Genomic DNA, 22,382 nt, shown 5'->3' on the forward strand with positions numbered 1-22,382 from the left:
TGATTAAGCACCATGCCGTATAAACCAGCATTGATGTATTTTCTTTGAACGCTGAAAATCCTTATCCAGTGACCAGTCGGTTTTATTCTCAATAGTGAATTCAGCCAGAGCCTCACTGTCGAGGCTAAATTTGCGCTGATTATTGGAGAAAATCAACACACCGTCTGCTGATAGCAACTTCATGGCATCCTGAATAATACCGACATGGTCGCGCTGTATATCCAGTGTCGCTTCCATCTTTTTCGAATTGGAAAAGGTCGGCGGGTCCAACAAGATCAAATCATACTGATTGTCGCAGGTTTTTAACCACTCCAATACATCCGCGCGAATCATGCGGTGCTGAGTTTCACTAAGGCCGTTAAGGGCCATATTCTTTTTTGACCATTCCAAATACGTACTGGAAAGGTCGACGCTGTCGGTAAAAGTCGCGCCGCCCAAGGCCGCATGTACGCTGGCGGTCGAAGTATAGGAAAATAAATTTAAAAAGCGGTTACCCTTGGCCAGCTCAGCAATTTTTAACCGCACCGGCCGGTGATCTAAAAATAGGCCGGTATCCAGATAGTCCTTCAAATTGACCAATAGTTTGGCCTGCCCTTCTTTGACTTCAAATAGCTCACCGCTCTCTTCCTGTTTGCGGTATTGACTGCTGCCCTTTTGACGATTGCGCTGCTTTAGCACCACATACTTACTATCAACCTCCAGTGCCACAGGGATAGCTGCTATCACATCATTTAAGCGCTGCTCTGCCGCGGCCGGGTCCACTTTAGCTGGAGCTGCATATTCCGCCACATGGACCCAGCCCTCGTAATAGTCGACTGCAACAGCATATTCCGGCATATCGGCATCATAGAGCCGGTAGCAACTGATCTCCTTGTTCTTTAACCACTTGCTCAAGTTCTTTTTGTTTTTCCGCAGGCGGTTGGCAAACATGCGGGCGCCATCGCCTAGATCATCCAGCGTTTTCCTGGCAATCGGGGCACCTACCTGACGGCTACTATCATGGACAAAGGACGCCTCGCTAATATCAAAATTTAATAATTTACTGGGAATAGCCCCATTAAACATTTGGTATTGTTTGATACTGCGAATACCCATCTGCTTGCCAAGATCCGGGTTGCCGGTAAAAACACTGGCCTTCCAACCAGCAAACTCGGACTTTAAACGCTGCCCCAAATGACGATAGAGGTGAATCAGCGAAGACTCATCCCCCAAACGCTCTCCATAAGGGGGATTGGTCACCACCAGCCCTCTGGCAATATCCGAGTGCGTGGGTTTAACAAATTTAGACAGCTCTTTACGCAGCACTCTAACTTTGCCGTTTAGCCCTGCCCGGTCAATATTTTCCTGAGCACTTTCCAATGCCTTGGGACTGGCATCATAGCCGCGAATTTCTGGCCATTGGCGATTTTTGGCCTGTAACTCCATCGCCTCCGCTTCATCGACCAGTTGCAGCCAACCATTGGCATCGTGGCCTAACCAGCCATCAAAACCCCAGTGTTGGCGAAACAAGCCCGGGGCGATATTGGCCATCATTAGTGCGCCTTCTATTAATAAGGTGCCGGAACCACACATAGGGTCTAACAGTGCCCCACCCTGTGCAGCAATACCTGGCCAGTCAGCACGCAGTAATATAGCGGCCGCCAGATTTTCTTTCAGCGGTGCACTGCCACCACTAAGACGGTAACCGCGACGGTGCAGGCTCTCACCGGACAAATCGATACTAATCACCACTTTGCCTTTGGCTACCCGAACATTCACCCTTACATCGGGTTTGTCAGTATCAACATTGGGGCGGCGCTCATGCTTTTGCATAAAGTCATCAGCAATTGCATCTTTGGCCTTTAAGGCCCCAAAGTGACTGTGGTTGATATCCCTGAGCTTGCCCGAAAAGTCGATAGCAAAGGTGCCATCGACAGCCAAATGCTGGCCCCAGTCTATGGCTTTAACCGCCGCATACAGTTCATCGGCGTTATAACAATCAGCGGTACTCACCGGCATAAGGACTCTGTTAGCCAGGCGAGACCATAAACAGGCGCGATAGGCGACGGTTAATGGCCCCTCAAAATGCACTCCGGCAACGGTTTCTTTGACTTTAGTGGCACCCATGCTGCGGATCTCTTCCAACAGCAGGGATTCCAGGCCTTTGGGGCAGGTGGCAAAATAGCTAAGGGGCTGGGACATGAAATAGAAAACCTGGTCGTTAATCGGACTGTGTATGCAATGCTGCCATCATCGGCAGTGCACTTAGACTATATAGTGATAAACAAACCTAAAAGGGCTGTCAGTAAGGAATAGTTTACATTTTGCTCAAGGCTAAGCAATTGATTTAAAAGAACTATTTTTAATGCTTGGCGTCATTTTCATGTCTCGCCAAAACGCCAAAAATTCAACAGTCGACAGCATCAAGTAGTTTTGCTTAGATTAGCTTGTGAGCGCTGCGCGATTCTACCAATTCCAGCGCCTCACCACTACTAACAATAAACAAAGATTTTTAACCTGAAATAACTAACTAAAGGAATCAGAAAATCAGCTCTACTTTCCAACCACCACTGACTGAGAAATAGCTCACGCTGAACGCGGAACTATTGCGCTGCTGTGGTGCTCAATATGTTGTGTTAAACGATGAAAACAAATAGAACGAGGCTTATTCTATGAGAAGACAAAAACGCGATATGGCTGAACGAGCATTTTCCAAAGGCTACCAGGCAGGCTCCACTGGCCGTCATAAAGAAACCTGCCCCCACGATAATGGTGCGGTTCGCCAACAATGGCTAACCGGTTGGCGCGAAGGGCGCACCGACCAATGGGATGGATATACCGGTGTCTCAGGCATCCACAAAATGGAAATGCATTAACGCTACTTCCAACCACACACCCAAACAAAAAGGCCCGCTGTCAGCGGGCCTTTTTGTTGAAGCAAGTCATGCCCGCAAAGGCGGGAATGACAGTACTAATTCACTAAATTCTCATCGAAGATATCAACCGCCCCAATGTATTTTTGTTAGCTGATCTAGCATCTCCACGATCACTGGCACGGCGCCCCTTTAGCATACCCTGCAAGCGCTCAGGCAGTTCATCATGGGCCGACATACCCGCATCACGGGCCAGAGATACCAGGGTTTCAAGACTTACTTCTGCAGTATTACGTTGCATAACAGACTTCTCTCTTGTTATTTTCTGTTGTTATTTTTATCTACAATACGAGTAGCCCGTCACAGAAACCAGTGATTTTTACGGTTAGTAAAACGGTAAAATTACGGCTTTTTAAACTTGATCAGCACGGGGGGTTTTAACATAAACCCAGACGGCACAGAGTAAAACCAGACAATTAACAACAGCCATCATCGTAAATGGCGTGGTTGGGCCAACAGCATCGAATAAGCGGCCACCAAAAAACGTGGCCAATAAGATACCAAGCCCCCCAGACAGACTAAATACGCCCATCACCGCGCCACGATTTTCCAGCGGCGCCTCCTGGCCAATTAATGCCATGCCAGCAATCACCGTAGAGATTTCGCCAATACCCAAAAACACACAGGCAATAAAGATAGAGTTATCAAAAGGGTCACTCATTGTTCCCATCGTAAAATAGGCCGCCGTTGCCAGTGCAAAAGCAATGCACACCATAAAGTGACGGTTAAAGCGGTCACAGAGAAAGCCCATAATGGCGGCCCAAAATAAAGCCGTACCCTGCACCGCCGCCACCATCAAACCAGCGCGTTTTAAGCCATCACCGGAACTTAAACCGGCTGTCTCACTGGAAATCACTACCCATAAAGTCATATAGGTACCCACTATCACCAAATCACCGCGGGAGGCAAAGGCCACAAAATATGACAGGGCAATACGAGGGTTATTGCTGGCCGCCGCCAGGCCCTTTTTAAAGCGAACTAAAATGGCTTCACGTTCGGTATCCTCAGCCACTCGCCCAGGCTTGATCATAAAAAACAATAACACCATCACGCAGACTATCAGGCCGGAAATCGACCACAAAATATATTGCCCTGCCTCAGCGGCGCTAACGCCAAATGTGCCCTGAAAGAAATTCGGTAACTTACCTGCCTGCAAAGCCAGCAATGCCATACCGACCCCGGTTAATACGCTGGCCAGGCCTAAAAATTTCCCGCGGGATTTTTCATTCGGTATATCGGCAAGTAATACCGTCTGCATAGCTGCAATAGCTGCCGCACCCAAGCCAATAATGGCGCGGAATAAAAAGATCTCTGGCCGGCTATCTGCCAGCGGATATAACCAATATCCCAGAGCAATTATGAATAAACCCGCAAGAATAATAATACGCCGCCCAATATTGTCTGACAGCGCCCCCAAAAAACCCATCATGCAAATAATAATAAATTCATGCATAGCCGCCAGCGAACCGGTCAAGGCACCCTGCTCCCCCCTGGGGATATTAAATACTTCAGTAAATAAATAAGGCTGAATAAAGTTAGTAAACGACATCAATGGGATGCAAAAAAATGCTGCGATTAAAACCCCTGCTGCATTGAGCCGACTAAAACCACTGGCCAGGCTTATAGTAAGAAAAGTTTTAGCGGTTGATTGCGACATTGGCAGACACCTGATTGTTATTATTTATTAGCCTTAGTTTAACTGAAAATACGTCAAGAAATGTTTAGATTGCATTTTAAATCGTATTTGATATATTGGCTTTGCCTAATGATTAGGCACTAATGGATTAACCACACATAAGGAATATGACTATGCAGTTATTAGTATCTTCACGCTGTTCCCGGCGTATCTTAACGATCAGCTCCATCGCACTTTTCTCCCAGCTTTCACTAGCTGCCATTTTTCCTGGCGACCTGCTTATCACTGAAATGATGGCCAACCCTGACGCCGTCAGCGACAGCCATGGCGAATGGTTTGAGATCATTAATACCACGCCTAATCCCATTGATCTCAATGGCTTACTACTAAAAGACAAGGGCTCCAAACAACATACGATCAACAGGACAATGCCTTTATGGATTAACCCCAGTGAGTATTTTGTGTTGGGGAGAAATGCAGATAGCTCTGTGAATGGCGGCTATAGCTCTGATTACACCTATAGCGATTTCACTCTGGGCAATAGCAGCGATGCCATTATTCTGGAGTTTAATGGTGCTGTGATCGACAGCCTTGTCTATAGCAGCTCCATATTTGGTACTGCGGGTAATAGCATTGAACTCATTAGCGGAGGCTATGCCCTGACCGCAGCCAACCTGACCTATGGCGCAGGCGATATAGGCACCCCCGGCAGTGCGGGCAGCTATAGCCCTGTTACCGAGGTGCCGATTCCGGCAGCTGGATGGCTGTTTGTTACGGCCTTGTCGGGTGTGGTGATAGCCCGTAAACGGTCACAAACAAAGTCAGCATAGGGTTTGCCAGCCACTGCTCATTGATGACGGTGACTGGTCTCAAACTGATAAACACTTAACTAACACTCTGATCAGTTCGTTGATCAACTCCCTGATCAGTATTTCGATAAGGATATCTATTATGCAGCACCATAAAAAAGCCACTAACAACGACCACACCTTCCGCCAAGCCGTAGCCCATAAAGGAGAATTGCATTTTATTTGCAGTAAAAAAGCAAAACATAGACAAGCTAAAAAAAATGCTAAACACTATACAAAAAGCACTGACAAGAACCACAGAAAACGTCGATAATAAAACGCATAACCTCGCTCCTGCTTAGGCGGGAGCACGTTTTCTATACGTGAAGAGGATAAGCAGGCCATAAGCAACTACGCCAAGAAAAAGAACGGCTTATAAAGCAACTGCAACAAGCTGGTATCGAGCCAAATCTCTAAGCCTGTCCTTTATAAGCCTGTCCATGCCTCTCCCCGTATAACAGCTTAGTGCGTTATCGGCCATATACCTGTAAAATACCGCCTCCCTAACACAGCAGCACTGGACAATCAGACCTTGAAAACAGTATTCCTCGGTAAAACCCTCTCAGGCCCTTTCACTATCCCATCGGGCATTGTTACCTGCTCAGCGCCGATTATTCAGGCGTTTTTTGACCAAATCCCTGAAGTGGGCGTTTTGACCACCAAGAGTATTGGCCCCACGCCAAGAGCTGGCTACCGTGAACCTATTCTGAGCCAGTATTCTCCGGGGAACTTTGTCAATGCCGTTGGGCTAACCAACCCCGGTGCTGAGCGCTCGGCAGAACTGATGGCTGAGCTGACCATTCCAGAAGACCGTTTTTTGCTGATCTCTATCTTTGGCGGCAGTGTTGACGAATATGTTGAAGTGGCCAAAATCATGGCCCCCCATGGAGATGGCCTGGAGCTCAATCTCTCCTGCCCCCATGCCAAAGGTCTGGGTATGGCCATGGGGCAAGACCCTGATCTGGTAAAAGAAATCGTCGCGGCGGTTAAAGCAGCCGTTGATATACCTGTTGTCGCCAAGCTCACCCCCAATGTGCCGAATATTGGCGATATAGCCAAAGCCGCAGAACAAGGCGGTGCCGATGCCATTTGTGCAATTAATACTCTGGGGCCAGGCAGCCACCATAGCCACGGTGCTCCGGTATTAAGTAACGGCCTGGGCGGCATGTCCGGCAAAGGGGTACTACCTATTGCCCTAAAATGTGTGAGTGAAATCGCAGAAGCCGTTAGCTGCCCGGTTATCGGCTGTGGCGGGATTAGCAGTGCTGACAACGTGCGCGCCTTTAAAGGTGCTGGCGCCAGTATCTTTGGTATTGGCTCTGCACTAGTGGGTATGACCACTGAGCAAATTGGCAGCTACTTTACCACACTCACGGCTGACCTTGAGCGCGGTACAGAACAGGCTGAATCATTAGTTCGCTATGATATTGATATGGGCTTTGACCCTGTTACTCTGGTTAAAAACGAAAAAGTCAGTGCCGATATTTCTATTCTTACCTTTGATAAAAAAGTCGGCGTACAAGCCGGTGAATTTATCTTTCTCTGGATTCCCGGTTTAGGCGAAAAGCCGTTTTCTGCGCTGACCGATGACCCGTTCTCACTGGTAGTCATTAATCTCGGTGAGTTTACCGACCAGTTGATTAAACTGGAAGCCGGTACTCAGGCCTATGTTCGTGGCCCCCATGGTATTCCCGTGCAGCCCCCCGAAAACGCGAAAATTATGGCCGTTAGTGGTGGCACCGGTTTAGCGGCGGTTTACCAAATTGCTCGAGATCTGGGTGGCGAAGGCGATAACAAGGCGGAAATCTTTGTTGGTGCGCGCAGTGCTGACCGCTTGTACTTCACTGACGAATGTGAAGAGATCAGCACCCTGCATATTGCCACCGATGACGGTAGCCGAGGCCACCATGGCTTAGTGACAGAAATGCTTCGTCAGCGACTGCAAGCCCTATCACCGGAGCAGTTAGATCAGTTGTATTTTTATAATTGCGGACCCGAACCTATGGTCCATGCTGCGGTCGCGGTACAAAAAGAGTTTTGCCGGGACGAGCAAATCCATAGTGCTATCGACTATCTAACCAAATGTGGTGTGGGTATCTGCGGCGCCTGTAATGCGCCGGACGGTAGAAGACTCTGTGTTGATGGGCCGTTTTTAGCGGCGGGTTAAAGTCTTTCAACCCCGCTAAATTTGCCGCCATGATCAAACTGGATACGAAAGCTGCCTTTCACGCCGGTATGAGTAATAAAGCGCTGCAAAATATTAGCGGGGAAACGCACACTGCGACCATCTCTACTGTGGGTAGACACCACGGCACCGGAAAACTGGTAGTGCTTGATAAACTCATCGGCTGAGATCGAAATATCAACTATTACTGTGTGCATAACTTAACTATTAACAACAACTCTATTAACAACAACTCTAATTAACAACAACTCTAATTAACAACAACGACTTTACCAACTATTTGCTAGCGACTACCTAGCTACAATCTATCGACAACCTAGCTAAGTCACCTCACCATACTTACTACTCTGCGCCATATCTAACAGCTCTCGTATAGCAACAGAATACATGGCAAATTCGTGGACTTCTGTGGCATGCAATTCTGCCAGCATAGTGCGCCAGCGATCAACTAATAAATGCTGCTGCTCCATCCAGCGCTCAATACAGGCTTCAACATCACCCTTCTCGCAAATATGCCGCATGGCCCCCTCAGTCAAGGTCCGCAACTGCCATTCAAGGTCATCACGGTATGTTTCTCTTGCCATCGCCTGCCAGTAATTATCAATTTTTAAATCTGAGATTTGCTTGGCAAACCAATCCAGCTCAAGCCTGTCAGCCAGGCAGAAAAATAAATCCGCCACCTTGGCCGGGGGCGCATCCATCGACTGTGAGGCCTCAATAATACCCAAAAATGGGTAAAGCTCACGAACACTGGCAATGGCACTGGCTAGCTGCTCTGGCACGCCCTGTGAAATATAACGCTGGCAAATATTGTAACGAATATCCTTTAAGTCACCACGTAGCAGCGAGGGTAATACTTCGTGTAAATCACTCACCGCCTGCTTAAAGTTAGCGACTTCAATCGTCGGCTCAATTAAGCCGCGGCGATTGCGAATAAACCAACGGCTGGCACGGCGTACCAAACGCATTAATTCGGACATCAGTTCAGTTTGGACTTCAGAGGTCACCTTATAATCCAGCGCCTCGATCTGCGCCCATAAATTGGGCATATCAAACACATCCCTGGCCGTCACATAAGCTCGCACAATATCACTGCTATTAGCGCCAGTTGACTGAGCCAGACGATCAACAAAGGTAATGCCCATATGATTAACCATATCATTGGCTAATTGGGTGGCGATAATCTCTTTGCGCAAACGGTGGTTATGCACCAGGGTATTAAAATCATCACGCAAGCGCTGGGGAAAAGCGGTTTCCACCGCAGCCAGCATATATTGATCATCAGGAATACTGGTATCAGCCAACTCCTCTTTAAGCTCTGACTTCACATAGGAAATCAGCACGGATAACTCAGGCCGCGTCAGACCTTTGCCCGATGCTCTGCGCTCCTGCAAAGCTTCTTCTTCAGGAATAAACTCAAGCGCCCGGTTTAATTTGCCACTGGCCTCAAGTGTGCCAATTAAACGCCGGTACTCACCACTGCGAACAAAGGCATCGCTCTCCGCCATACTGAGCGCCCCGGTTTGGCGATAGTTATTTTCCAATACCAACTCAGACACACTCTCCGTCATTTCTTCGAGTAGAATATTGCGCTGCTTCTCGGTCATTTCATCATTGGCAACCACTTCGTTCAGCAAAATTTTGATATTCACTTCGTGATCCGAGCAATCAACGCCTGCCGCATTATCAATAAAGTCAGTATTGGAACGGCCGCCGAGTAGCGCAAACTCAACCCGGGATAATTGGGTTACCCCAAGATTACCGCCCTCACCAATCACCATGCAGCGCAGGTCTTTAGCATCAACGCGCAAAACATCGTTGGCTTTATCACCCACATCAGCATGAGACTCACTGCTGGCTTTAACATAAGTGCCAATACCGCCATTCCACAGCAAATCAACCGGCGCCTTTAACACGGCTGTCAGTAGTGCATTAGGGGTTAATTTTGTCTCGGCTATATCAAAGCGCTTTTGCATTTCAGGGGAGATAGCAATGGACTTGGCTGAGCGCTTAAAGATCCCGCCACCGGCTGATATCAGCGCGCTGTCATAGTCTTCCCAACTGGACCGGGGCATTTCAAATAAACGTTTGCGCTCAACAAAACTGGCCGCCGAATCGGGATTGGGATCAACAAAAATATGCATATGGTTAAAGGCACAGACTAATTGGATATGTTCAGAGAGCAGCATGCCGTTACCAAACACATCGCCCCCCATATCGCCAATGCCCACCACGGTAAAATCAGTGTCCTGCACATTGACCCCTAGCTCCCTAAAGTGGCGCTGCACGGACACCCAGGCACCTTTGGCGGTAATACCCATTTTTTTATGGTCATAGCCAGCGCTGCCACCGGAGGCAAAAGCATCCCCCAGCCAAAAGCCCGCATTGATTGACAGCTGGTTGGCAATATCAGAAAACGTGGCGGTACCTTTATCCGCCGCCACAACCAGATAAGTATCATCCTCATCCTTGCGGATAACCTGCTGCGGAGGCACCACACTGCCCTCGATTAAATTGTCAGTCAGGTCCAGCAAACCCTGAATAAATATTTTATAACAGGCTATACCCTCTTGCTGGAAAGCTTCACGCCCGCCATCGGTAGGCAACTGCTTGGCCACAAAACCACCCTTGGCCCCCATCGGTACAATCACGGCATTTTTAACCTGCTGGGCTTTTACCAGGCCTAGCACCTCGGTACGAAAATCTTCCTGACGATCCGACCAGCGCAGGCCACCGCGAGCAACCTTGCCGCCGCGTAAGTGCACACCTTCTACACGGGGTGAATACACAAAAATTTCAAACATCGGTACCGGTAGTGGTACATCGGGAATAAGGCCGGGCGATAATTTAAACGAAAAATAAGGATGGGATTGGCCATCGGCAGACTGTTGAAAATAATTGGTTCTTAAGGTGGCTTTAATCAGTGCTAAATACTGCCGCAGGATACGATCTTCACTGAGGTTTTCAACATCGTCCAACGCCGTAATAATCGACTGCTCCAAGTCTTGCTCAGCCTGTACACGCTCATCTTCAGTACCTGCCCAATCACAGGAAAAGCGAATATTAAATAACTCAACAATGCTGGCGGTTAACACCAGGTGATTACACAGGGTCTCGGCAATATAATCGCCACTGAAATTAAATTGGATTTGCTTCATATAACGGGAATAGGCCCGCAACATAGCAATGGCACGCCAATCTAAACGGGTACCCAGAATTAACTTATTAAAGGCATCGCTCTCTGCATCGCCAGACCAGATACGGAGAAAAGCCTGTTGAAAAGCCTCGGTGACATTTTGTAAATCAATATGGGTATCCAAGCCATAGGTCAAACGGAATTCATGGACCCAAATACTTTTACCGTCTTTGCGCTTGATACCATAGGGGTGCTCACTTTCAACCCGCAGGCCCAGGTTTTCTAAAATAGGCATAACATCTGACAGTGATAGCGATGTATCCAAATGAATTAATCGAAAATGCACTGTTTCCTGGGCATCCCCCAAACGACGATAAAAGCTCATTTCAATATCGCCATCACCATTCATTCTGGCTATTTTACGAATATCATCAATTGCCGCTCGAGGTTCAAAATCATCACGGTAACCAGGCCCAAAAGCATCGCCATAGTTATCTAACAACTGTGAGCCCTGCTCATCACCAAACTCTTCGATCAGGTAATTCTTTAAATGCTCTTTCCAGGACATAGTCACTTTAACGACTTCCTCTTCTAGTGCTTTTGAATAAACGGTAATTTCATGTTCGGGATCAACCCGCAACACAAAATGGGTACGGGACAAAATGGACTCAGAAAAATAGGTAGTAAACTCACACTCTTTGGCGCCAAAGGCTTCACGCAGCAAGGCTTCCAGTTTGATTCGCAGCTCCGTGTGATAAATATCCTTGGGCATATAGACCAGACAGTTAACAAATTTTCTATAAACGTCATAGCGAATAAATAAGCGAACCTGGCGTCGCTCCTGAATTTTATTCACCGCCATGGTGGTCGCTAATAACTCTTTCACACTGCTCTGGAATAATTCATCCCGGGGAAAAACATCTAACAAGCGTGATAAATCTTTACCTTCATGGCTTTCAGGGTCTAAACCAGAACGGTCCAACACTTCCTTCACCTTGCCGCGAATCAGGGGAATCAAGGTGGGAGTCAGGTTATAGACCTTGGCGGTATACATCCCTAAAAAACGATGTTTGGCAATTATCCTGCCCTGCTCATCAAAGCAACGCAACATCACATAATCAGGGTATACCAAGCGATGAACCCGTGACCGAATGGAGGACTTGGCAAACACCAGCGACCGCTCCATCAGCGCCTCAGGGCTAGCCGCTGACTTAATCGAGTTATACACATCGGTACTACCCAGTGACTGCCTTTCGCGCAACAAACCCAACGCCGAACCTTTAACCCGCGATACCTGTGGCTCGTTGTCGCTGTACTCTACCTGTAACTTCTCGTAGCCCAGAAAAGTAAAGTGCCCATCAATCATCCATTGGATAAACTCTGGTACATCGTTATTGATGATATTGTCTTTAGTAGGCAGTTTTTTAGCATCGGCAAGGGCCTGTCTGGCACTTTCCGTCATCGCCTCAAAATCATCCACCACCAGTGTGACTTCGGCCAATATCTCGTTAAGCGTTGCGGTGATTTCCGCCAACTCATCCCGGTCGGTACAGCGGCCAATTTCAAGATAGAGCAAAACCTCATCACCCAGTTGGCAATCAGCGGGGGCTTTCATCACCGTACGTGCTGGCAGCAACTCGCGCAATTGGTGCTGCTTATCGCGTAGCATTGAAAAAATAGTGCCGTGTAAGGTATGGATAACGATATTGCGGCGGTTAAGTTCGCCGCGAATAGATTCGGTAATAAAGGGCGTATTGCGGGCGATAATAGCAATCACCGTACGGCCAAGCTGCCAGCCATGCTTCTGGTAATCCGGGTTAAATACCCGCACCTTGGGTGAGGCAATATTATGCTGTTGAATATAGGCCCAACTGCCCATCATGGCAGCACCAAGCTCCGAGGCCTCCCGCTCCATAATATCGTCAGAGGCATAACCGGCGAAATATTGGCGAGTAAAATCCGCTACCTTCGCGGCTTCATCTGCCGACAGACGCTCTTGCAAATGGGCGATTATTTGTGCAACCAACCTGTCTATTCCCTGATTTATCACCATACCAGTTCCTATTTCTTGAACGATGTAAGAGAAGTTGCAGCTTAAGGGCCATTATTAGCCAATATTTGCTTTAAAAGTTTAGCTTAAGCTACCGATTTTGATAGAAATTTGTACAATAGCCTGCGGAGTTGGAACTTGTACCAGACATAGAGTCAAAAGACTCCTTATAAGACACAATTGGGGAATAAATCCCCACCCTGCATTCACAATATTTAGTAACGGAAGCCAAACCTTAGTATGAGCGAACAGAATACGATCAATCTTTTAAAGCACTGGTTGGAAAGCCAGATTATTGGCCAGGAAGCACTGGTCGAGCGACTGCTGATTGCCCTATTGGCCAATGGCCACTTACTGGTCGAGGGTGCACCGGGGCTAGCAAAAACCAAAGCGATCAAAACTCTGGCCGATGGTATTGAGGGAGACTTTCACCGCGTTCAGTTTACCCCGGATCTATTACCCGGGGATGTCACCGGTACTGACGTCTACCGCCCAGAAGATGGCAGTTTCCAATTTCAGCAGGGGCCTATCTTTCATAATCTGGTACTGGCGGATGAGATCAACCGCGCCCCCGCCAAAGTCCAGTCAGCGCTGTTAGAAGCAATGGCAGAGCGGCAAGTCAGCGTGGGCAAAACCACCTACCCTCTCCCTGAACTGTTTTTAGTCATGGCTACACAAAACCCCATTGAACAGGAAGGCACCTACCCGCTACCCGAAGCGCAGTTAGATCGCTTTCTAATGCATGTGCGGGTGGATTACCCCCGTGTGGATGCAGAGCGAAAAATCCTGCAATTGGTCCGCGATGAATCCATCAATAAAGCAGAACCGTTAGCAACACCAGAGCCGGTACTGCAACAAGCTATTTTTAGCGCAAGGCAACAGATTTTGGCTTTACACTCAGCCCCTGCAGTTGAGGAATATATTGTGCAACTGATTATGGCCAGCCGTGCCCCCGCTAACTACAGCAGTGAGCTGGCTTCCTGGATTGACTTTGGCGCCAGCCCGCGAGGCACTATTGCCCTTGATAGCTGCGCCCGTGCTCATGCCTGGATCAATGGCCGGGACTTTGTTAGCCCGGATGATGTGCAGGCCGTTGCCGCCGATGTACTGCGCCACCGCCTGATCTTAAGCTTTGAAGCCGAGGCCAACGGGATTAGCGCCGACCATGTTGTCGAAGAGTTGCTCAGGCAAGTTCCAGTCGCTTAGAGGCTAACCCAGCATGGCAATCACCCCTCATCACAACAGATTAGAGCAACGCCTAAGCGGCGCTTATATCGACCTGGACGATATGATTAGCGCCCGCTTTGCCGCCAAAGACCTTAAACTGCAACAGCGCCGTAAAGCCCTGAGCCTACTGGCGGGACCGAATAAAACCAACTTCCGTGGCCGCGGTATCGACTTTGAAGAAGTCCGTGCCTACCAGGCCGGCGACGATATTCGTACCATTGACTGGCGAGTAACCGCCAGAAGCGGCAAGGCTTATACCAAACTGTTTCAGGAAGAACGCGAACGGCCCATGCTAGTGGTAACCGACCAGCGCCAATCCATGTTTTTTGGCAGCCAAACCTGCTTTAAATCCGTCATGGCCTGTTATCTGGGGGCTTTAATTGCCTGGTCAGGTCTGCAAAACAGCGACCGCGTTGGTGGCCTGGTGTTTGGCAATCAGCGGCAACAGGAAATCCGCCCTCGCCGCAGCCGGCAATCCGCACTGGCACTGATTCATTTAATGCTGGAGTTTAACCAAGCACTCAATAAAGACAGCGGCCTCAACGTTTCCTCCGCCCAGCGACTGGAAGAAGCACTGATTGAGTTACGCCGTATCGCCCGACCCGGCAGCACGATTTATATTATTAGCGACTTTGCCGGTTTTAATGATGGCGATATTCTCAAGCATTTACATCAACTATCCCGGCACTGCGAAATAACCGCCCTAACTGTGGTAGACCCATTGGAAAAACAACTACCACCGCCGGGCCAATATACCGTTACCGATGGTAGCCAACGCCATCAAATCCATACCGGTAGCAGCAAGGCGCAACACCACTACGCACAACAATTTGCCGCCCGCCAAGAAGATTTAAAACAGCAACTGGGGAAACTCGGTATTCCTCTGATTGAAATCTCCACCGAGCAGCCACCTTTGCAGCATTTACTCCGCTACTATGGCACCGCCACAGGAGTAAAACGTTAGTGATGCCTGAGCAAGACCCACTCGCACAATTACGGGATATTCATTTGCCAGATGCGATTAGCGCCTGGCCGCCTGCGCCGGGGTGGTGGTTACTGCTGGCGATAATTATTGCCCTATTGGCTTTTGGCAGCATTTACTGGCGTAACTATTTACAACGTAACCGCTACCGCAAACACGCCTTACACGCTCTGGTATTACTAGACCGAGAAAACCCCAGCGATTATCTACAGCAATTAAACCGCCTATTAAAACAAACCGCTCTGGCTGGTAAGCCCCATAGTGATATTGCCGGTTTAAGCGGCCAGCAATGGCTCTCATTTCTGGATACCACCGGTGGTAGCACCGACTTTAGCCAAGGGGCCGCCAAAGCCCTGGAGTATGGCCCCTATACCCCTCAGGTTAGCGAACTCAATACTACCGAGCTACAACAGATTGCCGAGCAATGGATTAAACAGCACGATTTAAGACGGAGTGCCAAGCCGTCATGCTAACGTATGAATTGCCATGGGTTATCTATTTACTACCATTGCCCTTGCTGGCCTTTTGGTTATTACCCAAAGCCAAACAACAACAGGCCGCCGTTCGAGTGCCCTTTTATCAGCAACTTTCCGGCCTGGAACAACCAGGCACGGAGGCCATCAGCCAGCGTAAATTAAGACTGAGCTCACTGGCATTCATCTGGTGCGGTTTACTTGCAGCCGCCTCCGGCCCCACCTGGATTGGCGACCCTATCAGCCTGCCCGCCAGTGGCCGTGATTTATTATTGGCCGTTGATCTCTCCGGCAGCATGAACATTGAAGATATGGTGGTCCGCGGCAAACAGGCAGCACGAATTACGGCGGTAAAAGCTGTGCTCAATGACTTTATCCAACGGCGCAAAGGCGACCGCTTAGGCTTAGTGTTATTTGGTAGTCAGGCCTATGTGCAAGCCCCTCTTACTTTTGACCGCACCACCGTACAGCGCTTTATGAAAGAAGCACAAATTGGTTTTGCCGGTGAACAAAATACCGCCATTGGTGATGCTATTGGTCTATCAGTAAAACGACTGCGTGATCGGCCCGGTGATCGCCATGTTATGATTCTACTAACCGATGGCCAAAATAACGGCGGTGAAGTTAAACCTATTCCTGCGGCAAAACTGGCGGCTGACAATAATATTGTTATCTATACGGTTGGGGTTGGCGCCGACGAGATGGTCACCAAGGGAATGTTTGGCAGCAGCTTTGGTTCACGCCGAGTTAACCCCTCCGCCGACCTCGATGAAAAAACGCTACAGCAAATTGCCGATATGACTGGCGGCAAATATTTTCGCGCCCGCAACCCGGAACAGCTATTAGACATTTATCGCATCCTGGATGAACTCGAGCCGGTTGAAGACAAGCAAGAAACCTTTAGGCCACAAAAAGCCTTATTCTATTGGCCGCTGGCCTTTGCCTTAGGCTTAAGTGGTTTATTGGCAGTGGGGTTATTACCCTGGCGATTATGGTGGTCTGCCCTGACGGATAAGCCTCTGGCTGCGGAGAACAACCGATGAGCCCGCAGCTAATCCTTGATCAGTTTCATTTTTTGCGGCCAGAGTGGTTGCTGGCCATTATCCCTGCCACCTTACTGGCGCTGTTCTTCTGGCGACAAAAAAGCAGCGCCGCTAATTGGCGTGGTGCTATCAACCCGCAACTGCTGGATCACTTGATTGACGGCGGCAGTCAACGAGTGGCTCGATGGCCCTGGTTGTTGCTATTACTGGTCTGGGTAACGGCATCCATTGCCATGGCTGGCCCCACCTGGACCAAACTCCCTCAGCCCATTCATAAAAAACAGGATGCCCTGGTCATTGTGCTCGACCTGTCACTGTCGATGCTGGCGGAAGATATTAAACCCTCGCGATTGGTAAGAGCCCGCCATAAAATCCTTGATATATTAGCCCAACGAGAGGAAGGCCTAACCGCCCTGATCGCCTACTCTGGTGATGCTCATATTGTTTCGCCACTGACCGATGATAACCCCACCATTGCCAATCTGACCCCGGCCCTGGCCCGGGGATGATGCCAGTATTTGGCAGCGATCCAGTGGCGGCTCTAACCATGGCCAAGCAATTATTTAGAAATGCAGGCGTCAGCAATGGCCGCGTATTACTGATTACCGATGGCGTAACAGACAATGATGTGGATGATATTGACAACCTGCTTAGCCGCAGTGGCTATGAACTATCGATTATGGGAGTTGGCACACCCGATGGCGCACCGATACCAGCAAGGTCCGGTTTTCTCAAAGACGACAACGGCAATATTATTGTGCCGCAATTGCAGCGCTCACGGCTGGAACAGCTGGCCAAGTATAATAGCGGCCGTTATACCGATATCAGCCTAAACGATAATGATGTGAGCTTTCTCTTAACCAAACTGACCACCGAACTTGAAGATAATACGGTACTGACCGAACGGGAATTTGATCAATGGCATGACCGCGGCCCTTTACTGGCCCTGGCCTTATTACCCTTCGCTTTGCTGGCCTTTCGCAGAGGCTGGCTATTGATATTGCCGCTATTGATCATGGTGCAACCGCAAACCAGCCATGCCTTTGAATGGCAAGACCTCTGGCAGCGAGCCGACCAGCAAGCAGCCAAAGCGCTGGAGCAAGGCGACGCAAAAGCCGCAGCCAAACTGTTTAAAGACGAGCAATGGCAAGCCAGCGCCAACTATAAAGCCGGCGATTTTAAAAACGCCGCCCAGCAGTTTGCTCAACAAGACAATGCTACCGGCCACTATAATCGTGGCAACGCCCTGGCTAAAGCCGGTCAACTGGATAAGGCGATTGCCGCCTATAATAAAGCCTTAACACAGCAACCGGATATGGAAGACGCTGCCTTTAATAAGCAATTGCTGGAACAACTTAAACAACAGCAAGAGCAACAACAAGAACAACAGCAGCAAGAAAACCAGGACGGCGAACAATCCGACGAAGAGAGCCAGGACTCAGAACAGCAAGACCAACAGCAAGGTGATCCACAAAATCAGGACAGCGAACAACAACAAGACGACCAGCAAGACAGCGAGCAACAGTCCCAACAGGACCCACAAGAGAATCAGGATCAGCAGGACTCTAAGCAAGATAGCGAACAGCAAGACGCTGAAGAGTCAGAGCAAGAGCAACAACAGCAAACAGAACAAAGCGAAGAGGAACAGCAGCAAAGCGAGCAACAACAGGCTCAAGCCTCAGAGCAAGATCAACAAAGCCAACAGGAAAAGCAAGCTATGGAGCAATGGTTACGGCAAATTCCCGACGACCCTTCTGGCCTGCTACGTCGCAAATTTAATCATGAATCACAAGTTCGCCAGCAGCAGGGTGAAACTCAACGGGAGCAACCACAGTGGTAATGCAGCGTTCTATCGTCGCTTTTATTATCCTTATTGTCTTTAATATGGCCGTCACCGCGGCGGAGCCTGTCGCCAGTATCGACCGCAGCGTCATTGCCATCGACGACACCCTGACTCTAAAGATACGTATTAATGATGGCGGTTCTTATGGTGGACCGGATTTAAGCCCGGTAAAAAACACGTTTTATGTGTTAGGTAATAGTCAGAGCAGCCGCCATATGATTCGCAATGGCAAATCAGAGTCCTGGACCGAGTGGGTAATTACCCTCATGCCCAAGCGCAAAGGTCGATTAGAGATCCCCTCAATAAATGTCGACGGGCAACGGACCCAACCCATCTCTGTGGTAGTACAGCCCAGCATCCCAACACCCGGCGGCAGCTTAGAGCCGGTGTTTGTGGAATCGGAAGTGGATACCAGTAGCGTCTATGTGCAGCAACAACTTATCTATACCTTGCGGATTTTTCAATCTGTTCAGCTCGACAATATGAATATTACCGAGCCAGAATTTGATAATGCCGCGATGGAAAAGCTGGGCCAAAATTCTTTTCAACGCCGTATCCAGAACTCCCCTTATCGCGTCCATGAATTACGCTATGCAATTTTTCCACAGCAGACCGGTGAGCTAATTATCCCTGAACTGGTCTTTACCGCCAACGAAGCCCTTGCCCGCCGCTCGGTATTTAGCCTGCCCGGCCAGGGGCAACGGATTAGGAAAATGACCCAGCAGCATACCATTAAAGTCAAAGCCCCACCTTCAAGTTTTACCGGCGATACCTGGCTACCGGCCAAATCCCTTAAGTTGATTGAAACCTGGAGCAGCAGCCCTGGCAATATCACTGTGGGTGACTCTATTACGCGCAAAGTCACTATTGAGGCCGAAGGATTATTGGATTCACAATTACCCCCACTCAGTTTTAGCCCAATAGAAGGGGCTAAGTTTTATCCCGATAACGGCAGCAGCGAAACCACCGCCACCGACAAAGGCACCCTATCAACTCGAGCTGATAGCGCCGCGATTATCCCCACCCGTGAAGGGGAAATCACCCTGCCGGAAATACGGCTACAGTGGTGGGATACCAAAGCCAGAAAAATCCGTGAAGCTGTAATTCCGGCCAGCACGCTAACCGTTAAACCGGCGTTAAATAATACTCAGGGCAATAGCACGCCACTGGCTATGGATCACAGTCTACCAACGTCCCCGCTTTCAACCGTCGCCACCGGCAACCCCAGTCAAAACCTGCTATGGCAAAGTATCGCCGCGGGCTTTGCTTTAGCCTGGCTGATAACGCTGTATCTGTGGTGGCAATTAAAGCGCAATAACCGTGTCGATAGCACACCCGATACAGTGATCATTGAAAAAGTGCTGTCCGAAAAACAGGCTTTTAAGCAACTCAGCAAGCTCTGTCGCAATAATGATATTCAAGCCGTGCGCCCGGCACTGGTTGAATGGGCAAGAAGCTACTGGCCTGAGCATAGCATTCAAAGCCTGCATGATATTCAGGGCCACAGCGATCACCCCTCTTTTAATAGCGCCCTGACGCAACTGGATAATGCGCTCTATGGCAGTCAACAGGACAGTAGTTGGAGCGGTGAGAGTTTATTATCAGTAATTAAACTGATAAGGGACAGTGGTAAGAGCAAAGCTGTTAAGGCGGAGCATTTAAAGCCTTTGTACTCCAATTAGGCGCCTGCCTAATGGTATCGATTGCTGGTTTAAGCACTGGCCAGCAATCGTTATTAGATCGTTTTAGTATTCATACCTTATAGCCACACCAGCAGAGCGTGGTTCGCCATAGGCATGTACAACGGAGACTTCAAAATTAAACGATGAAACTACATATTCTTCATCCGTTAAATTTTTACCCCACACCGCCAAGCTTAACTGACCATAATCCCCCGAGGACAAAGGTATCTCTGCCAACTCGGCCCTGGCGTTAACCAGTAGATAACCGTCCGGGTGGGCCTTACCTCCCGAGTACCAATGGTTGTAATCGGATGACGAGACAACATCCAAATGCCCCGTTAACAAACCGACCTTAAAACGTGGCCACTCATAATCCACAGTAACAGCGCCCACATGTTGCGGAGTTTGAGTCAGCAGAAATTTCTCCGGAGCATTATTAGCCAAGGGGTTGGGCTGCGGTGAGAAATCGCCATTTAAATAGGTATAACTAAGCCCTAGCGTTAGCCCGGCCAGTGGCTGCAACACCAAATCGACTTCAGCCCCCTCTACCGTTACGGTATCGGATGAATTGATGGTTTCACTGATGGTTAAATCATTCGGGTCGAAGATATCGATAAACATACCCTCGTAATCGGTACTAAATAGCGCGGTATTAATAATCAGACGGTTATCCCAGCCCTGAAGCTTCATACCCAACTCAATTAATTCCACCTCTTCATGTTCATGAGGCACCAAATCCCTGGAACGGGAATTGATACCGCCACTGCGATGAGCGTTACTCCACTTTGCATAGGTAGAGATTGTCTCCGTCCAGTGATAGTTAAAAGTAATGGAGGGGTCTGTTTGATCGTTATCGGAAACACTAAAAGGTTTATACTCGCCCGAGGTACGAGCTCCCGATTTATTTTCATGGGTATAACGAGCACCGAGCGTTATTTCCAGCTGGTCATCCAGTACCGGAGGGGTCCAGGTGGCCTGACCATAAATTGAGGTGGATTCAAGTTCGGTTTCTATCATTCTGGCTGGCGAAACCGCATCGATAAATACATCATAATTAGTAATCGGCACAATCGGTGTTAAGGGGGTACCAGTAATCAAACCAAAAACATCCAGTGAAAAGAACTGCTCTAAGGACTCATCGGTTTCTTCTTCAAAGTAATAAACACCCGCCACCCAATCCAGGCGGTCCATACGTCCCCAGAAACGAAACTCCTGAGAAAACTGCTGCTGATCCATATCATTAACTTCTACCAAGCCATTAAAGTAAGCGGAGCCAGCCCAGTTATTTCGCGTTTTATCTTCAAGCTCCCGATAAGATGACAGTGATAAAAAGTTCAGCGAATCTGATAATGCCCAATCCACAGAGAAACTATGGAATTGTTGCTCCGAGCGGGTGGGCTCCAGGGGAGAAACCGGAAAACGCGTCTTACTCTGCCGCCCGCCTTCATCGCCAAACAAGCCCAAATTATCGATATAAAACTGATAATAAACCTGGGTGACTTCAGTATCGCTATCATTATAGGTATAGCCCAAGATCAGATTATCCGAGGCATTAAAGTCAAAACTTATGCGGTAACCATCTTTATCATAAGCGTTGTAATCATGCTCTCCTGGGGCCGTATTATTAACCCAGCCGTCCCGCTCGGTATGCAGATAATCGATTTTGGTGGCAATACCTGCCCATAGGGGTAAATCGATATGCGTATCGTGACTCTGCAAATTATCACTACCCAACTCCAGCCCCTGACGAATACCAAACTCACCAGCCGGACGCTTTGATACAAGATTAATAGCCCCTGCTGTAGCATTGCGCCCGTAAAGCGTTCCTTGCGGACCTCGCAACACTTCAATACGCTCCAGTTCTGCCAGCTCAAAATTTAAGCCATGCCCTCTTCCGAGGTAAATTTCATCCAGATAGACAGCAACACTGGTGTCTCTGGAAGGTGTCGCCACATCACCAGGGCCATTACCTCTTATCGCCATAACCAGAGTTGAGGGAGAAGCTGCATAGGGATTAATATTTAAGGAAGTCACAGTGCCTGCTAATAAATCACTCAGGCTGCTGATACCTTGTTGTAGCAGTTGCTGTTCTGATAGTACGGAAATTGCAATGGGAACCTCTTGTAACAGCTCTTCCCGTTTTTGTGCAGTAACAACAACCTCTTCGATTGTATAGGGTGCTGAATGTTTTCCTGTTGGAGAGAGCTGAGAGACAGCTAGAGAATAATTGGAACCAAGAAACAGTAATAAAAGAATAACGCTAATCTGTAAACGCATAATGGCTTTCCCTGCATATAGTGAGACGAAAAATATTGATACGATAAAACACAACCAAACAACGCTCGCGGCTAGCCGAAAGCATCAA

17 protein-coding genes are annotated in these 22,382 nt (G+C 48.7%); 11 read left to right on the forward strand and 6 right to left on the reverse strand.

Annotated features, from left to right (window positions below; all coding sequences use genetic code 11):
- Window positions 1-3 precede the first annotated feature (3 nt).
- Window positions 4-2,181 carry a bifunctional 23S rRNA (guanine(2069)-N(7))-methyltransferase RlmK/23S rRNA (guanine(2445)-N(2))-methyltransferase RlmL gene (rlmKL, locus tag BST96_RS19870; protein WP_085760362.1) on the reverse strand — a complete coding sequence of 726 codons (2,178 nt, stop codon included), beginning with the start codon at window positions 2,179-2,181 and terminating at the stop codon, window positions 4-6.
- A 470-nt stretch (window positions 2,182-2,651) separates the two neighbouring features.
- On the opposite strand from rlmKL, the gene rmf reads away from it, so the two are divergent.
- Window positions 2,652-2,855: a ribosome modulation factor gene (gene rmf, locus BST96_RS19875; RefSeq protein ID WP_085760363.1), complete on the forward strand. Its 204-nt coding sequence runs from the start codon at window positions 2,652-2,654 to the stop codon at window positions 2,853-2,855.
- A 103-nt stretch (window positions 2,856-2,958) separates the two neighbouring features.
- Here the strand turns inward: rmf and BST96_RS19880 are convergent, their stop codons facing one another.
- Together BST96_RS19880 and BST96_RS19885 are read right to left on the reverse strand one after the other, a co-directional pair.
- Complete coding sequence (locus tag BST96_RS19880) at window positions 2,959-3,153, reverse strand: hypothetical protein (protein ID WP_085760364.1); 195 nt, start codon at window positions 3,151-3,153, stop codon at window positions 2,959-2,961.
- 111 nt (window positions 3,154-3,264) lie between these two features.
- Window positions 3,265-4,569 (reverse strand): MFS transporter, encoded by a 1,305-nt coding sequence (locus BST96_RS19885; RefSeq protein WP_085760365.1) that lies wholly within the window; start codon window positions 4,567-4,569, stop codon window positions 3,265-3,267.
- A gap of 152 nt (window positions 4,570-4,721) precedes the next feature.
- On the opposite strand from BST96_RS19885, the gene BST96_RS19890 reads away from it, so the two are divergent.
- The 3 genes from BST96_RS19890 (at window position 4,722) to BST96_RS19900 (ending at window position 7,563) form a co-directional block, all read left to right on the forward strand.
- A complete protein-coding gene (locus BST96_RS19890) occupies window positions 4,722-5,378 on the forward strand; it encodes a lamin tail domain-containing protein (protein WP_169714049.1) in 657 nt (218 codons plus the stop codon).
- A gap of 121 nt (window positions 5,379-5,499) precedes the next feature.
- Complete coding sequence (locus BST96_RS20555) at window positions 5,500-5,670, forward strand: hypothetical protein (RefSeq protein WP_157118024.1); 171 nt, start codon at window positions 5,500-5,502, stop codon at window positions 5,668-5,670.
- A 258-nt stretch (window positions 5,671-5,928) separates the two neighbouring features.
- Entirely contained in the window at window positions 5,929-7,563 is a 1,635-nt protein-coding gene (locus tag BST96_RS19900) for a tRNA-dihydrouridine synthase (RefSeq protein ID WP_085760368.1), read from the forward strand.
- On the opposite strand, the gene BST96_RS19905 is transcribed toward BST96_RS19900, so the two are convergent.
- Both BST96_RS19905 and BST96_RS19910 read right to left on the reverse strand, forming a co-directional pair.
- Entirely contained in the window at window positions 7,560-7,778 is a 219-nt protein-coding gene (locus tag BST96_RS19905) for a DUF2835 domain-containing protein (protein WP_085760369.1), read from the reverse strand. The genes BST96_RS19900 and BST96_RS19905 overlap by 4 nt on opposite strands.
- Before the next feature lie 123 nt (window positions 7,779-7,901).
- Window positions 7,902-12,770, reverse strand: coding sequence for an NAD-glutamate dehydrogenase (locus BST96_RS19910; RefSeq protein ID WP_085760370.1), 4,869 nt, complete (start codon window positions 12,768-12,770; stop codon window positions 7,902-7,904).
- Window positions 12,771-13,007: 237 nt separating this feature from the next.
- Between BST96_RS19910 and BST96_RS19915 the strand changes: the two genes are divergently transcribed.
- From BST96_RS19915 to BST96_RS19940, 7 genes are read left to right on the forward strand one after another with little or no spacing between them, the layout of a single operon-like run.
- Window positions 13,008-13,973 carry an AAA family ATPase gene (locus BST96_RS19915; protein ID WP_085760371.1) on the forward strand — a complete coding sequence of 322 codons (966 nt, stop codon included), beginning with the start codon at window positions 13,008-13,010 and terminating at the stop codon, window positions 13,971-13,973.
- A 13-nt stretch (window positions 13,974-13,986) separates the two neighbouring features.
- Window positions 13,987-14,958 carry a DUF58 domain-containing protein gene (locus BST96_RS19920; protein ID WP_085760372.1) on the forward strand — a complete coding sequence of 324 codons (972 nt, stop codon included), beginning with the start codon at window positions 13,987-13,989 and terminating at the stop codon, window positions 14,956-14,958.
- Window positions 14,959-14,960: 2 nt separating this feature from the next.
- Complete coding sequence (locus BST96_RS19925; RefSeq protein ID WP_085760373.1) at window positions 14,961-15,449, forward strand: DUF4381 domain-containing protein; 489 nt, start codon at window positions 14,961-14,963, stop codon at window positions 15,447-15,449.
- The gene (locus tag BST96_RS19930) at window positions 15,443-16,492 is read left to right on the forward strand and encodes a vWA domain-containing protein (protein ID WP_085760374.1); all 1,050 of its coding nucleotides are present in this window, start codon (window positions 15,443-15,445) and stop codon (window positions 16,490-16,492) included. The genes BST96_RS19925 and BST96_RS19930 overlap by 7 nt, the downstream gene beginning before the upstream one ends.
- Window positions 16,489-17,001 carry a VWA domain-containing protein gene (locus BST96_RS21170; protein ID WP_240554857.1) on the forward strand — a complete coding sequence of 171 codons (513 nt, stop codon included), beginning with the start codon at window positions 16,489-16,491 and terminating at the stop codon, window positions 16,999-17,001. The genes BST96_RS19930 and BST96_RS21170 overlap by 4 nt, the downstream gene beginning before the upstream one ends.
- Entirely contained in the window at window positions 16,998-18,332 is a 1,335-nt protein-coding gene (locus BST96_RS19935) for a tetratricopeptide repeat protein (RefSeq protein ID WP_240554858.1), read from the forward strand. Before BST96_RS21170 ends, BST96_RS19935 begins: the two co-directional genes overlap by 4 nt.
- Entirely contained in the window at window positions 18,332-20,017 is a 1,686-nt protein-coding gene (locus BST96_RS19940) for a BatD family protein (RefSeq protein ID WP_085760375.1), read from the forward strand. Before BST96_RS19935 ends, BST96_RS19940 begins: the two co-directional genes overlap by 1 nt.
- Window positions 20,018-20,080: 63 nt before the next feature.
- Here BST96_RS19940 and BST96_RS19945 read toward each other — a convergent pair whose 3' ends face one another.
- On the reverse strand, window positions 20,081-22,294 hold the full coding sequence (locus tag BST96_RS19945; protein WP_085760376.1) for a TonB-dependent receptor: 2,214 nt from the start codon (window positions 22,292-22,294) through the stop codon (window positions 20,081-20,083).
- Window positions 22,295-22,382: the final 88 nt, after the last annotated feature.

This window comes from Oceanicoccus sagamiensis, from assembly GCF_002117105.1.
GTDB classification, from domain to species: Bacteria; Pseudomonadota; Gammaproteobacteria; order Pseudomonadales; family Dasaniaceae; genus Oceanicoccus; species Oceanicoccus sagamiensis.

Excerpts from the sequence above, each read along its gene's own strand:
- BST96_RS19885 (WP_085760365.1), bottom strand. The coding sequence starts at position 4,569 with ATGTCGCAATCAACCGCTAAAACTTTTCTTACTATAAGCCTGGCCAGT.
- BST96_RS19945 (WP_085760376.1), bottom strand. The coding sequence starts at position 22,294 with ATGCGTTTACAGATTAGCGTTATTCTTTTATTACTGTTTCTTGGTTCC.
- BST96_RS19890 (WP_169714049.1), top strand. The coding sequence starts at position 4,722 with ATGCAGTTATTAGTATCTTCACGCTGTTCCCGGCGTATCTTAACGATC.
- rlmKL (WP_085760362.1), bottom strand. The coding sequence starts at position 2,181 with ATGTCCCAGCCCCTTAGCTATTTTGCCACCTGCCCCAAAGGCCTGGAA.
- BST96_RS19925 (WP_085760373.1), top strand. The coding sequence starts at position 14,961 with ATGCCTGAGCAAGACCCACTCGCACAATTACGGGATATTCATTTGCCA.
- BST96_RS21170 (WP_240554857.1), top strand. The coding sequence starts at position 16,489 with ATGAGCCCGCAGCTAATCCTTGATCAGTTTCATTTTTTGCGGCCAGAG.
- rmf (WP_085760363.1), top strand. The coding sequence starts at position 2,652 with ATGAGAAGACAAAAACGCGATATGGCTGAACGAGCATTTTCCAAAGGC.
- BST96_RS19910 (WP_085760370.1), bottom strand. The coding sequence starts at position 12,770 with ATGGTGATAAATCAGGGAATAGACAGGTTGGTTGCACAAATAATCGCC.
- BST96_RS19935 (WP_240554858.1), top strand. The coding sequence starts at position 16,998 with ATGATGCCAGTATTTGGCAGCGATCCAGTGGCGGCTCTAACCATGGCC.
- BST96_RS19940 (WP_085760375.1), top strand. The coding sequence starts at position 18,332 with ATGCAGCGTTCTATCGTCGCTTTTATTATCCTTATTGTCTTTAATATG.
- BST96_RS20555 (WP_157118024.1), top strand. The coding sequence starts at position 5,500 with ATGCAGCACCATAAAAAAGCCACTAACAACGACCACACCTTCCGCCAA.
- BST96_RS19880 (WP_085760364.1), bottom strand. The coding sequence starts at position 3,153 with ATGCAACGTAATACTGCAGAAGTAAGTCTTGAAACCCTGGTATCTCTG.
- BST96_RS19920 (WP_085760372.1), top strand. The coding sequence starts at position 13,987 with ATGGCAATCACCCCTCATCACAACAGATTAGAGCAACGCCTAAGCGGC.
- BST96_RS19915 (WP_085760371.1), top strand. The coding sequence starts at position 13,008 with ATGAGCGAACAGAATACGATCAATCTTTTAAAGCACTGGTTGGAAAGC.
- BST96_RS19930 (WP_085760374.1), top strand. The coding sequence starts at position 15,443 with ATGCTAACGTATGAATTGCCATGGGTTATCTATTTACTACCATTGCCC.
- BST96_RS19905 (WP_085760369.1), bottom strand. The coding sequence starts at position 7,778 with ATGCACACAGTAATAGTTGATATTTCGATCTCAGCCGATGAGTTTATC.